This is a genomic window from Paenibacillus sp. Soil750 (assembly GCF_001428045.1).
GTDB lineage: Bacteria > Bacillota > Bacilli > Paenibacillales > NBRC-103111 > Paenibacillus_E > Paenibacillus_E allorhizoplanae.
This window is the reverse complement of record NZ_LMSD01000041.1, coordinates 43,604-57,168: the sequence shown is the minus strand read 5'-3', so window position 1 is coordinate 57,168 and position 13,565 is coordinate 43,604. Positions and strand designations below refer to the sequence as shown.

Below are 13,565 nucleotides of genomic sequence, written 5' to 3'. Positions count from 1 at the left end.
ACAGCTTCTTTCACCATGAAAGAAGCTTTATCTGCCATAAGCTCACTACTTCTTGATATCCTCAAGCGGCATGTGATGCCCGTAAAACGTCTTTTCCCTTAGAATCGGGGCTGTCCATTTCACAGCATTGGCAATGACGCGCTGCACATCTTTGTTATGGTAGGTAGGATACGTCTCGTGACCTGGACGGAAATAAAAAATTTTCCCTTGGCCGCGACGATACGTGCATCCGCTGCGGAACACTTCGCCCCCTTGAAACCAACTGACAAGGATTAATTCCTCTGGTGTAGGAATATCGAAATGCTCTCCGTACATTTCTTCCTCTTCCAAATCGATATAAGGTCCTATTCCCTCTACGATTGGATGTGATGGATCCAAAACCCACAGTCGCTCTTTCTCATCCGCTTCTCTCCAAAGCAGATCGCAAGAAGTGCCCATCAGTTTGCGAAACAATTTGGAATGATGACCTGAGTGAAGTACGATTAGCCCCATACCTTCATGTACTCGTTTACATATACGATCAACAACGATATCTTGAAAGCCCTTATGCTCAACGTGTCCCCAATAAATAAGGACATCCGTCAGATCAAGCTTTTCTTGGGTTAACCCATGTTCAGGCTCATTGAAAGTTGCACAGCTTATTTCAAATCCATCCTGACGAATGCCATCAGCAATAGCTCCGTGCATACCTTTGGGATAGATCCGAGCTACCGCTTCTTTTCTTTGCTCCTGAAGAAATTCATTCCATATCGTTACTCGGATCATACAAGCTCCTCCCTTTTCACATTCGAATGGTGCGATAAGCTTCTCGTTACGCCGTCTTGCGCTGAATCTATGATGGCTTGCAGCACTTGTTGGTTACGGTATCCATCGATAATGGTCGGGAGCGAAGAAGAGTTCTTTTGCTCCAAATAATCTACAAAGTCCTGCAGCATCGGCTTCATTGATTTCTCATCCAAGTGAATGACAGATTCGGTCAGTTGTAGATTTTCGCCCGATCTGATCGTCAAATGAACCTCATTTGGCTTTTCAACTGACATTCGGACCGTACCCAAGTCGCCAAATAAGGTAACGTTGAATTGATTCCCCGTGCCAATTGCATTCTTATGGGTATAGAACGACCCCATCACGCCGCCCTCTAATACACATTGAAAGCCAGTAAAATCATCCACATCAACTTCGGCGTACTCCCCTGTTCGCTTATCCAATCGGCGATCCGTGAACGTGGTCATCATACCTGACACCTGCGTAAATTCGCCTACAAAAAAGCGTGCCGCATCCACCATATGCGAGCCAATATCCGCTAATATGCCGGATCCTGCCATCTCTTTATTAAATCGCCACGTGTATTCCTTATTAAACATTGGCGCGTTTTCCTCTTGCAAATAGTGCGCAGCGATATGCCGGATTCGGCCTAAAGCACCGTCCGTAACGAGCTGCTTCACATATTGGAAGCAAGGTCTATACCGATACGAGAAGCCGATCATACATGGTATCGGATTTGCTTCATACAACCGTATTAAGTCATCCGCCTCCTCCATGGTTCGGGTAAAAGGCTTCTCCGAAAATATCGGTTTACCGCATGCAATCGCCACTTTCAAGATGTCACAATGGAACTTATTGGATACGCCTGAAATGACGAAATCGATGTCAGGATCAGCTATGATGGCTCGATAATCCGTGTATCGCTTCTCAGCTGGCAAATTCAGACGCTCACCGACCTGTTCCACCGCTTTCGCATTCACATCACAGATGGCGACAACGTTTGTATTGTGAATTTTCGCAAGATTGTTCATATGATAATCGCCGATACCGCCAAGGCCAATAATGCCTACGTTCCATTGTTTATTACTCATCATGTTCGCTCCCTTATTTGCGATCTTCCTCGTGACCAATCGTCGAGACTGAATTTCGCTCTATAATTTTGCCTTCAACAATGATATTTTCATCATAATCACCTTGCAGAACACCTAATTGATGCATTAACAATCGGACAGATTGGGCACCTAATTCAGATGGCTGCAAATCCATGCTCGTCAAAGACGGGTTCGATTGCACCATCATCGAGTTATCTCCGCATATCACAAATAATGAGACATCCCCAGGTACACTAAGATTTAGATCCTTAATGGCATTAAGAACACTGAATGCGGTACGATCATCGTCCGCAATAATTGCGGTCACTGTTTTCTTTTGCTTACCGAGAATATCGATCGTCTCTTCATATCCATAATCCATATATTCACTTGAGTTCAGCTCAGGCTTATGATGAATCATGTGCTCCTCCACGTCTAGCCCACGATCCTTCATGGCTTGAATGAAGCTAGCTTTTCGGTCAATAGAAACGGTCATATGCTCATTCGCATTCAAAAACATAATATCTTTATGGCCTTTGCCAACTAAATACTCGCAAATATTGGACATCATCTGTCCATTATCGTTATCTACGCTTGGAGAATGCTCTATGTTTTCATTCATCACATGACCTACCGTCACAAAAGGGATCTGTCCCATATGCATGAGGTTGATTCGTTCATCATTGGCCGTAGGCCTCATCACAACAGCACCATCTATCGGATAACTCGTCAAAAATGGCGTTTTCACCTCATGTACAGGAATGATATCTAATAGGACCCTATACCCATAATAAGCTGCTTCCAGAATGACCCCGTTGATAAACTGCGTATGAAATGCGCTAAAGAAGAAGCTGCCGTGCGGTATGGTTAAGCCAATGGCCATCGTTTTCTTGGTAACCAAGCTTCGCGCAGTATGATTAGGGACATAATTTAATTGTCTAGAAACACTCATCACACGCTCTCTGACTTCGTTGCTTGTCGGTCTTTTTTGGCTAAAGACATTGGAAACTGTCCCTTTTGAGACTTTAGCTAGCCTTGCAACATCATCAATTTTTGCCATGTTCGGGTAAACATCCCTTCGTTACAATATCCATTTATTCCAATTGTGCATTAAGCTTCTCGACCAAGTCAATTAAATCTACCGGATTGCTAATGGTATAATCAGGTCTTTGACTTTCGTCTTCATGCACCTTCGGGTACCTTGACGTCCAGCTCAAGAAGATGCTCGTAATCCCCATTTGATTAGCACCTTTCACGTCTCGGCTTAGGTTGTTACCCACCATGACGATTCTTGAGCAGTCCTGCTCTGTGAGTTCTAACGCGCCCATCGCGGCTTTAAACATACGAGGACTTGGTTTTGAGTCCTTAATCGTTTCGGAATAAATCATCGTGGTAAAATAATCATACAAGCCATGATCTGTTAGCATATTTTTGAACGATTGCGCTCTCCCGTCAGCTACAAGAGCCAGGATATAGCCACGTTCGGCAAGTGTCCGCACCATCACATCAGCCCCAGGAATCAGATCAGCTTTAATCACAATATCATGATCATCTCTAATTTCGGTTCCTTCATCAATGATGGTATCTCCACAGTCCAGGAAAACAATCAGTTTCTTCGCATTGGGATCAATCGCTATATGATCTTTCGTTGTTGGTTTACTCATGTACGACACCTCTTAAGTTTAATTGATCAGCATAATGACAAGCTGCGTAATGTTTGTTGCCTAGATCCTGCAGCTTCGGTTCTTCCTTCACACATTTGTCGGTCTTATACATACACCTAGGATGGAAATGACACCCGCTAGGAGGATTGGCCGGATTCGGTACTTCACCTTCGAGAATGATTCGGTCCTTCTTATAATCCGGGTCTGGCTCCGGTACGGCTGACAGAAGTGCCTCCGAATAAGGATGCTTAGGCGTTTGAAATAGGGAATCCACAGGTGCTAACTCGACAATCCGGCCCAAGTGCATCACTGCCACACGGTCAGAAATATTTTGTACGATAGATAAATCATGCGAGATGAAAATATACGTAATCTGAAGCTGCTTCTGCAAATCCTTCAACAAATTAATAATTTGTGCTTTGATTGACACATCCAAGGCCGATACGGCTTCATCGCAGACGATGAGTCTAGGATTGGAAATAAGTGCACGGGCAATCGCGATACGCTGTCTTTGTCCCCCAGAGAAGGCATGCGGATAACGCTTGAGGTAGCTGACATTCAATCCCGTTTTCTCAGCGATTAAGGTTACTTTTTCATCCAGCTCCGCTTTCGTTAGCTTAAAATTAGCGAGTAACGGCTCCGAAATAATGTCATACACACTCATTCTCGGACTTAGTGAGGAATACGGATCCTGAAAGATCATCTGAATATCTTTCCTGAATTTCTTGAATTCCTTCCCGCGAAGGCCTAGAAAATCAACTTGCTCATCGCTTTCCGTATGGTAGATCACTTCCCCAGAGGAAGCATTCATTCCCCTCACGATGCAACGGCCTAGCGTTGTTTTCCCACAGCCTGATTCACCAACTATACTTAGCGTTTCTCCCTCCATGAGTTCGAAAGAAACATCGTTCAACACACGAACGGATGAAGGCCTAGCAAACAATTTATTTTTGTCTTTTACTTCAAAGTTTTTGATTAGATGGTTTACTTTCAAAATAGGTTTAGACATAGGTACGCTCCTCACCTTCCTTCGTGTAAAGGAAACATCTAACCATATGGTTATCGGATATTCGCGTTTTAGGAACGGCTTGTTTGTTGCATACCCCTTCAATCCGATCTTTGCATCGGTCATAGAAACCGCACATCGGAGGCATATCGATTGGCATCGGAACGGTACCCTCGATCGATTCTAATCGTTTATTTCTATTTCCAGCTAACTTAGGCATCGAATTGAGCAAGCCTTTGGTATAAGGATGTTTGGGATTTTTAAAAATTTCGCCTACGGTCGACTGCTCCACAATCTTCCCTAAATACATGACAGCTACTTCATCGCACATCTCTGCAATGATGCCCAGATCATGCGTTACGAGTAATATCGCCATGCCAAACTCTTTCTGAAGACCCTTCATCAGCTCCATCACTTGGGCTTGAATGGTAACATCGAGCGCAGTCGTAGGTTCATCGGCGATTAACAATTCCGGATTACAGGATAAGGCCATGGAGATCATCGCCCGCTGACGCATACCACCCGAGAATTCATGCGGGTACTGGTCAAATCTTTTCGCTTCATCCGAAATGCCCACTTTGCTTAACATTTCAAGTGCGATTTTTTTCGCTTCTTTTTTATCTTTGGTGCGGTGGATGAGGATCGATTCCATGATCTGATTGCCAATGGTATACATCGGTGAAAATGCCGTCATCGGCTCTTGAAAAATCATCGCAATTTTCCGGCCGCGAATGGATCGAATTTGTTTCCCCTTTGTATCAAGCGATAACAAATTTAATTCATGTAACTCCTTCTCCGACGTAGAGTGATACACAATCTTACCGGAAGTTTCGCACTCTTTAGGATTAATGCTGATAATAGCTCTGCTGGTTAAGCTTTTCCCACAGCCAGACTCGCCAACCAGTCCAAGTGTTTTCCCTCTTTTTATATCAAAATCAACGCCATCTACGGCCCTCATTTCCCCATTATCCATCTGAATACGAATCTTGAGGTCTTGCACGGACAGTAAGGGTAGTTCGGATTGTGAATCAATAACAGCTTTTAATGTCATGACATTCCCCGCCTTACCTTAGTTTATTTCTTGTATGGATCGGCTGCATCACGCAAACCGTCGCCTAGAAAGTTAAACGTTAATACGGTAACAATGACAAATCCGAGTGGAATTAGCTTCCAAGGATACAAAGCAATGTTCTCAATTTGCTGTGCTTCCTGAAGGAGTACACCCCAGCTGGTCGCAGGAGATCGTATGCCAAGTCCTAGAAAGCTCATCGCTGTCTCCCCCAGAATCATACCTGGGATGGCAAGTGTCGTCGCCACAACCAAATAGGAGATAAATCCAGGCAAAAGATGCTTTATGATAATTTTAGCGTCGCTAACACCGGCTATTTTAGCTGCTAAAACATATTCTTCATTTTTTAATGATATAAACTTTCCTCTCGCAACCCTAGCTAAATCCGTCCAACCGATGAATGCAAAGATGATGACGATATACAGATACATGGTCACGACGGGAACGCGGGCTGGTATGGCAGCTGATAAGGCCATCCATAAAGGAAGCGTTGGAAAGGAACGAATGATTTCAATGAACCGCTGAATAACAGAGTCAATCCATCCACCGAAATAACCGGATATGCCTCCGATAAACAAGCCTAAGACGAAGCTTATAAACACGCCAATGAGCGGGATACTTAATGAAATTTGACTACCCAGAACAACACGCGACAATAAATCTCTGCCCATACCATCTGTACCGAAAAGAAAGATACGACCGGGCTCATCTACACCAAATAGGTGGGTTTTCGTTGGGATCAAGCCAAGAAATTTGTAGCTTTCCCCTTTTACCAAGAAACGCAGCGGATGACGAACACTCTCGTCCTGCACAAACATTTTCCGCAGTGTAACAGGATCTCTGCCAGATTTGAGCTCATTAACAAATGGTCTCATATGAAAATGGCCTTCCGCGTCCTTGAAGCTCAGTTTCGTAGGAGGCGCATTAACATATTTACTGTCGTAGCTTTGTAATCCATAAGGCGCAATGAACTGAGCAAAGATCGCAGCTAAGTAGAATAAGCCTAAAATAATTAAACTGACACGAGCTAATTTATGTTTTTTCAACCTGCGATAGATAAGACGCCACTGTGAGCTGTAGTAGACATCGTTGTTTTTGGGACGCTTGAATCTGGTCGATATTTGATTTCCTATTGATGTTATTGGTTTCATAGGTCACACACCTCTGAATGCCGTGCGAATTTTGGGATCAAGCCATGCCAACAAGATATCCGAAATTAATGTTCCCACAACCGTTAACACGGCCATAAATAATAACCACGTGCCTGCCAGATACATATCCTGAGCTAATAATGCGTTGTACATGACTGGACCTTGAATCGGCAAATTCAGAACAATCGCTGTAATCGTTGAACCTGTAAAAATGGACGTTAATGACCATCCAAGGGTACTTACGATCGGGTTGAGCGCAGCGCGCGTCGGGTATTTCAGTAATATTTTCGTTTCCGATAAGCCTTTGGACCGTGCCGTCACCACATTCGGCTTATTCAATTCGTCCAGCATTTGCCCTCTCATAACTCGAATGAGTTCTGCTGTATTCGCTAAACCAATGACAATAACAGGGATAATCATATGTTTCAGCAAGTCAAGAATTTTGCCCATCGACCATGCCGCACTTGCGTATTCACTCGAAAACAAACCTAACAATGGATCACCAAAATATACGTAGGACAGATACATGAGAATGATCGCCATTAAAAAGTGAGGTGTAGCCATGCCAAGGAAACCGAATGCTGAGAAAATGTAATCACCGATGGAATATTGCTTTACTGCACAATAAATCCCGATCGGAATAGCCACCGCGTACGTAAATACCATCGTCGCCAGAGAAACGATCAAGGTTAACGCCATAAATTGCGATATCACGCTCAATACAGGCTTGTTATAGCTAAATGAGTATCCGAAGTTGAAATCGGTGAATATGTTTTTCATCCAATCCAAATATTGAATAAACCAATGTTGATCCAATTTTAAAGCAGCTCTCATTTCAGCAATATCTGCTTGTGTCATGACTTCACCCGCTGCAGACATCTTCGCCGCATACGATGAAACATAGTCACCTGGAGGTAATTGAATGATATAGAAGACGATTACGGATATAACAAAAACGACGGGTATGACCATAATGATTCTTCTTAAAATATATTGGAGCATCTAGATCCTGTCCTCTCCGGTTAATTCGATGATTCTCTTGAAACGTATACTGGGGAAATCAACTTTCCCCAGTATGTCGTTACCAATGATCTATTGTTTAATAAAGAATTGAGACGGATGTCCATGACCTAAGCTGCGGAATTCATCCGCATAAATTAAATTCTTAGGCACGTTGCCGATCTTGTTAGATGCAACAATCAGCTTAGGTGTTGGGCCTGCATAACCAATCAGCCATTGATTTTTTTGATTGAGTTTAATGATTTCATTGCTCCACTTCGTAATATCTTCCTTGGTTGTCGAAGATTTAACTTTATTCCAGTAATCCAAAATCAACGCGATATCACCTTCCGGCTTAACGCCGTCTTTCCCATTGGATGACGTGTACAAGCCATAATTTCCAAGCCATGGTGTCAATACGCGCAGCGGTACAAGTGTATCTGGTCTAAACGCTACATTGACGAGCGAAATATTTTCTGTCGTTGCTGGGATCTTATTCGCGTATTTGAGATCATTATGCGTACCGGCATCTACAACTTTGATATCTACCTTGATACCCACTTTTTCATAATATTTTTTGACTAATTCCAAGAAAGTTGCTGTATTCGTTGTGTTCTCAATAACCGTAATCGTTAGATCAGATCCGTCAGCGTTCAAACGGAAATTGTTTTTATCACGTTTCGTCAAACCAATTTCATCCAGAAGTTGATTCGCTCGTGCCGGATCAAATTTACTCCATTGATCGGCCCAGCCCTTTTGATAGCCAACCAAGCCTTCCGGAACGGAAGCTTGTTGAGGAGCTCCTAAGCCGTTCGTTACAATTTCTGAAATTTCTTTGCGGTCGACCGCAACAGAAACAGCTTCTCTAAATTTAATGTCTTGGAAAAGCTTACGCAGATTAGGATCACCTATAGTCTGATTGAATTGAAGACCCGCACTCGACCATGCTGCTTGCGTCCAAGGCGTGACAGTGAACCCAGCTTTTTTCTCATTTTCTTTCAATACCGTGAAATCTTTAAAATCAAAGTCAAGTAGATTATAATCGCCAGCTAATGCGCCAAGAACTCTTTGTGCTGGATCCTGCACTTTGGTTGCTACGAGACGGTCCATATAAGGCAGTTGATTGCCTTCGCTATCCACTTTCCAATAGTAAGGATTACGCTCCATAATAAATTGATCACTATTCGGATCGTTTTTAGCTACCCAAGGTCTTAAGTTTGGGATCTGAGGATTAATCCAATCGTAATAGCCTGTTGCTACCAAGAAAGATTTCACATCGGCAAAGCCCCATTGCTTCGCAATTTCAAGCGCCTTCGCATCACCTACAAACTCAGGTAAGATCGTTTTTTGGAAATGTGCCGGTGCAAAGAACCATTTGTTATCAATAGCAACACGCTCTAGAAATAGTACGCTAGGATATTTATGAGTAATTTTAAACGTATAATCATCCACTTTAGTCACGGTTGCCAATGCCTTTTCTCCGGATACAGGATCGATGGAGTAGTAAGCATCATAAATCTTTTTACCGAATGTTTCTTTCGTAAGCATATGTTCCCAATAGAACAGGACATCATCTGCTGTAAAAGGCATACCATCTGACCATTTCATTCCTTTTCTCAAATGGATCGTGAATTCCGTTGAGTCTTTATTCACTTCAAAGCTTTTGGCAACGTTTGGCTCAACCGTACTTCCATCCTTATTAAAACGGAAGAGCGACTCCTCGGTCGGTGCACCAACCGTCCAGCGATCATTGGGTCCTGCCCAAGGCATTTTCCAGTCTCCGCCGTACTTACCGATCTCATCCGTTACCTTTTCGACCATAATATCTTCCTTAACAGGCATCCGATCTGTCACTGGCTTAAGCGATCCTGCAGTAACAAGCTTAGCTAACATCGGGGCTTCTTTGAATCCGCTTATCTTTGTAGCCGCTGATGCAACTGGACCTGTTGTTTCTTTCACTGCTGAGCTTGCTTTTGGTTCACTTTCACTCTCACATGCCGCAAAAACAACTGCAAATACCAACATCATCCCAATAAACAAACCACTTCTTTTCAAGCCAATCCCCTCCATAATGTTAAACTTGTTCTTCCTTATGCCTTATCGCTTAAATTGAAAATCGGTACCTTTCACCTCCAAGGCAGAATATCCTTAAACCGGTTTAATAAGATTATAAATTTTTTTGACCTGTATGTAGTTAAACCGTTTTAATAAAATGTAAGCGCTTTACACAAGCTATGCGGGTACTCTTCCTAAGATGTGAACTTTCCTATTCCGCTTTGTTAAACCGGTTTAATACAATTGATTGTAAGCGTTTGCTTTTTGCTTATTTGTATCTTACATCGGATTTGAATCGTTTGCAACCGTTTTTTTGGAAGAATGTGGGGGTGTCACTGTGGGAACGGTGAAAGGGTAATCAGGTGCGTTGCGATGTGTTATAATTGAGCTAAAATGGTCAGATTGGTTAGAGAGGAATTATCCCCATGCGCAAAGGTGAACAAACGAAACTCCGCATCATTGAGAAGTCGGCTGTTCTATTTAATGATAAAGGGTACACAGGCACGACGATGCAAGATATTATGGACGCGACTGGCTTAACTAAAGGAGCGATCTATCGCACTTTCACCAGCAAAGACGACATTGCGATTGAAGCTTTCCAATACGCTGGACAAGTCTTATGGCAGCATTTCTCCGCGGCTATCGAACTTCAGGACACGGCAATCGGTAAAATTTTAGCCATGTGCGATGTGTACCGGGATACCGTCCATAACCCTCCGATTCAAGGCGGATGCCCTTTCTTAAATACAGCGGTCGAAAGCGACCACTCATTTCCTGTTCTTCGAGATCATGCTGTAGGGGCTTACACGCAAATGTTGGAATTCATTCAATCCTTATTGGCTCAAGGGGTGAGTACAGGGGAATTTCAACCTGAAATAGAGTTAGAATCTGTGGCTTCTTTTATTTTTTCAACCATTGAAGGTGCCATCATGGCCAGCAGGTTAACGCGTGACAACCGTCATGTCGCTTATGCCATGCAACATATTGAACGGCTGCTCATGACCTACAAGGCTCATTAGCAGCCGTTTTTCTCTGCGCTTGTTCAGTGCACTCGTCTGCCTGTAACCTTCGATGACGGCAGCATCCCTGCTTTGGCAGTTCCACTCATAACGTCACCTTGCACCGTTACCTCGAACTTCAAATTCAGTCTCATCGGCTTCTTCACCTTCTGCATCCATGTCATTTGACGACCGTCCCAGGTAGGATTAAGGAGTTCGTCAACCTCGTCACCTTGTGTTGCTGTCCCCCAGATGGATCCGTCCTTCATGGAAATATGCAGCATGACGGACATTTTACCAATAGGCGTTGCGATCATCATTTGCCACGTGCCTTCTATCATCGAATCTCCAGCGGTAGTCTCAGCAACGAAAGGGATAAGCAGATCTTCGCTAGATGGATCTGAACTCACTGCGAAGTTAATCGGTACCATACCTTGTGCACGCCACACCGTCCCCCGCCGTTCATACTCAAATAATTTCTCTACAGCAGATGCGATTTGGGGCCCTACTTCACGCTCCACCAAGTACAGGGCTACATCAAGTCCTGATGTCACACCTCCCCCGCTTACCAACCGATGTCGATCCTCAACGACTCTGGCTTCAATCGGAATTGCACCCGTGGCTCCTAAGGCAGACATCCCCAAATGATTCGTGACCGCATTCCGCCCTTCCAACAGGCCCCCCATGGCAAGCACCAATGAACCTCCGCACACTGTCGCAACCGTGATATGCTCATTCTCCAATGCTTGTTTCATCAACGATGTTAAATCAGACTCCATGGCCAACCTCAGAATACTAGGAACGGCATCTTCGGAATCTCCCTCTGGCTTGCCTGAACCTCCAGGAACAAGAATAATACCTGAGCGGCTCGGATCTAATGCGGCTTGCGCTTCGATCGCAGGTCCTTTCATGCCGCTCGGTACCGAGCGTTTCCCTTCTGCTGACACTAGTTCCACCGTCATGGCTCCACCCGCATACATCGCCGCTGCAGCGAAAACTTCGTATGGAGCTAACGCGTCCATGAGATCGAATCCATCAAATAATACGACTTGAACGTGCATAATAGTCCCTCCTTCAGATCATTGTCGTGCTAGGTTTTCTAAAAACAGTTCGAATAACGATCTCAGCAGCCAGCATGAGACAGATAATCGATCCGTACACGGCTATCGTGTAGCTGGTTGTATACGCAAGGCCGACTCCATCGTGGAGCAGCGCAGTTAGGGTATGAATCGTGAGATTCGTAAACACGAAAGCATAACTCCTCGTCATCCACTTCCGATGTCGATTGACCTGTTTTTTCTTGATCTTTACGATGGCAACGATGGTCATAACCAGCCACACAATATTCATCAAGTTAAACCCCATGCTGCTAGCCTTCCCACCTGTCGCATATGGCGCCATATATCCGGAAGTGACGTCAACGATGACCACGGACATCAAGTAGAAATACCCGTTCATTCGATGGAATTTACGATACTTTTTCAAGATAGCTGTTGAGAAATTAGCTGCCCCCGATAGCATAGCCATACATGCGAAAATGACATGTACATTCATCACTTTCAGCCAGACTTCCGTATGTAAAACTCGTTTAAGCGTTTCTTTATGGCCTAGAAATACGGTTGCTTGCGGATCATGAACGAAGTTGGCGTACAAGACGTACACGATAAATACAACTGTTATTAATAACATGAATAAGTAAGCTTTTTTACTAGTGGACATACCTTTATCCTTCCTATGGAGGAGCTTTTAATTAAAAACCGAACCGTACGGTCTTTTTTATTATAATATAAACCATAGCTTTTCTCCTATTGAATTGTTACAAAAATAGGAAGAAGCAAAAAAGCGACCTCCTCATTGAAGGGGCCGCTTTGGGTTAATGTGAGGGAATCCAACCTAAGATTTGCAATATCGTTAATACCACTTCAATAACAATGAGAATCACAACAATCCATTCAACGAACAGGCCTCGGATGGAGTGACTAATGTTTGAAAAACCTTCCAAAATGTGATACAAAATATCCGTTTTGCTTTTAAGAATTTTGAACCGATCACTCAATTCAAAAAATTCGATCATCTCATCGTAAAAATGGCCCGCAGAGCTGTTTGACCAAGTCAAATCAGGTTTATCCAATATCATGATATACGCAAGGGTGTTATATTCATGACGAACAATTTGAGCTGTCGTTCTTGCCAATTCTTTGTTGCCTACACGAAGCTTCCCTTTTTCAAGTCTATCGATCATTATTTCGAGACTATCATGAATTTTCCCAAGCTGTTCCTCAATCTTTTCAAGTGCAACTGATTTTGCAAGGACTGTCGAGATTAACTCCGGGTAATAGGACTCAAATTCAGCGACTACGACATACTTGTCAGTCAATTCCATGTTAGCGATTTGCTCAGTGTGGAGCCTGTAGTTTTCCGTGTATTTCTCTGAATGTTGAAGATCGATATCTGGTTCAATTGTCTGAATAAACTTCAAGAAGCTAGCTATTTCTCCCTTGTCTAGGTGATTAACAAAGACAACGCTTCCGAAAGAAAACACAAACACTTGTTGTAAGCCAGCTATATCTTTATGGAGAATCTTAGAAAGAATGTCACCTCTTAAACTTAAAGGCTGTTCCCACGTAAATTTTTTGGGAATCCCGCAATAGGTGGCAATTTTGTTCAAATCGATTTCATTCGTTATGGCTAAAGCTTTAAATGTTAAGTCCTTCATAGTCACCACTCATCTGTCTGAAAGAGTTTTACTCCTATTTTGGACAGAAAA

At 43.4% G+C, this 13,565-nt stretch carries 13 protein-coding genes; 1 reads left to right on the top strand and 12 read right to left on the bottom strand.

Annotated features, from left to right (window positions below; genetic code table 11):
- Window positions 1–45 precede the first annotated feature (45 nt).
- The 9 genes from ASL11_RS29865 to ASL11_RS29825 all read right to left on the bottom strand — a co-directional run bounded on the left by ASL11_RS29865 (window position 46) and on the right by ASL11_RS29825 (window position 9,800).
- Complete coding sequence (locus ASL11_RS29865) at window positions 46–765, bottom strand: ThuA domain-containing protein (RefSeq protein WP_056622963.1); 720 nt, start codon at window positions 763–765, stop codon at window positions 46–48.
- Complete coding sequence (locus ASL11_RS29860) at window positions 762–1,859, bottom strand: Gfo/Idh/MocA family protein (RefSeq protein WP_063795733.1); 1,098 nt, start codon at window positions 1,857–1,859, stop codon at window positions 762–764. Before ASL11_RS29860 ends, ASL11_RS29865 begins: the two co-directional genes overlap by 4 nt.
- A gap of 10 nt (window positions 1,860–1,869) precedes the next feature.
- Complete coding sequence (locus ASL11_RS29855) at window positions 1,870–2,916, bottom strand: LacI family DNA-binding transcriptional regulator (RefSeq protein WP_056622958.1); 1,047 nt, start codon at window positions 2,914–2,916, stop codon at window positions 1,870–1,872.
- A 34-nt stretch (window positions 2,917–2,950) separates the two neighbouring features.
- A complete protein-coding gene (locus ASL11_RS29850; RefSeq protein WP_056622955.1) occupies window positions 2,951–3,520 on the bottom strand; it encodes an HAD family hydrolase in 570 nt (189 codons plus the stop codon).
- A complete protein-coding gene (locus ASL11_RS29845; RefSeq protein WP_056622953.1) occupies window positions 3,513–4,529 on the bottom strand; it encodes an ABC transporter ATP-binding protein in 1,017 nt (338 codons plus the stop codon). The genes ASL11_RS29850 and ASL11_RS29845 overlap by 8 nt, the downstream gene beginning before the upstream one ends.
- Window positions 4,522–5,577: an ABC transporter ATP-binding protein gene (locus ASL11_RS29840; RefSeq protein ID WP_056622949.1), complete on the bottom strand. Its 1,056-nt coding sequence runs from the start codon at window positions 5,575–5,577 to the stop codon at window positions 4,522–4,524. Before ASL11_RS29840 ends, ASL11_RS29845 begins: the two co-directional genes overlap by 8 nt.
- Before the next feature lie 23 nt (window positions 5,578–5,600).
- Complete coding sequence (locus tag ASL11_RS29835) at window positions 5,601–6,746, bottom strand: ABC transporter permease (RefSeq protein WP_082595965.1); 1,146 nt, start codon at window positions 6,744–6,746, stop codon at window positions 5,601–5,603.
- A gap of 3 nt (window positions 6,747–6,749) precedes the next feature.
- A complete protein-coding gene (locus ASL11_RS29830; RefSeq protein ID WP_056622946.1) occupies window positions 6,750–7,748 on the bottom strand; it encodes an ABC transporter permease in 999 nt (332 codons plus the stop codon).
- A gap of 90 nt (window positions 7,749–7,838) precedes the next feature.
- A complete protein-coding gene (locus ASL11_RS29825; RefSeq protein WP_235550616.1) occupies window positions 7,839–9,800 on the bottom strand; it encodes an ABC transporter substrate-binding protein in 1,962 nt (653 codons plus the stop codon).
- Window positions 9,801–10,225: 425 nt separating this feature from the next.
- On the opposite strand from ASL11_RS29825, the gene ASL11_RS29820 reads away from it, so the two are divergent.
- Complete coding sequence (locus ASL11_RS29820; protein WP_056622943.1) at window positions 10,226–10,819, top strand: TetR/AcrR family transcriptional regulator; 594 nt, start codon at window positions 10,226–10,228, stop codon at window positions 10,817–10,819.
- A 23-nt stretch (window positions 10,820–10,842) separates the two neighbouring features.
- Here the strand turns inward: ASL11_RS29820 and ASL11_RS29815 are convergent, their stop codons facing one another.
- The 3 genes from ASL11_RS29815 to ASL11_RS29805 all read right to left on the bottom strand — a co-directional run bounded on the left by ASL11_RS29815 (window position 10,843) and on the right by ASL11_RS29805 (window position 13,514).
- Window positions 10,843–11,862, bottom strand: coding sequence for a DJ-1/PfpI family protein (locus ASL11_RS29815; RefSeq protein WP_056622940.1), 1,020 nt, complete (start codon window positions 11,860–11,862; stop codon window positions 10,843–10,845).
- Between the two features lie 10 nt (window positions 11,863–11,872).
- Window positions 11,873–12,517 carry a DUF2306 domain-containing protein gene (locus ASL11_RS29810; RefSeq protein ID WP_056622937.1) on the bottom strand — a complete coding sequence of 215 codons (645 nt, stop codon included), beginning with the start codon at window positions 12,515–12,517 and terminating at the stop codon, window positions 11,873–11,875.
- 154 nt (window positions 12,518–12,671) lie between these two features.
- The gene (locus tag ASL11_RS29805; RefSeq protein WP_056622935.1) at window positions 12,672–13,514 is read right to left on the bottom strand and encodes an RMD1 family protein; all 843 of its coding nucleotides are present in this window, start codon (window positions 13,512–13,514) and stop codon (window positions 12,672–12,674) included.
- Window positions 13,515–13,565 lie beyond the last annotated feature (51 nt).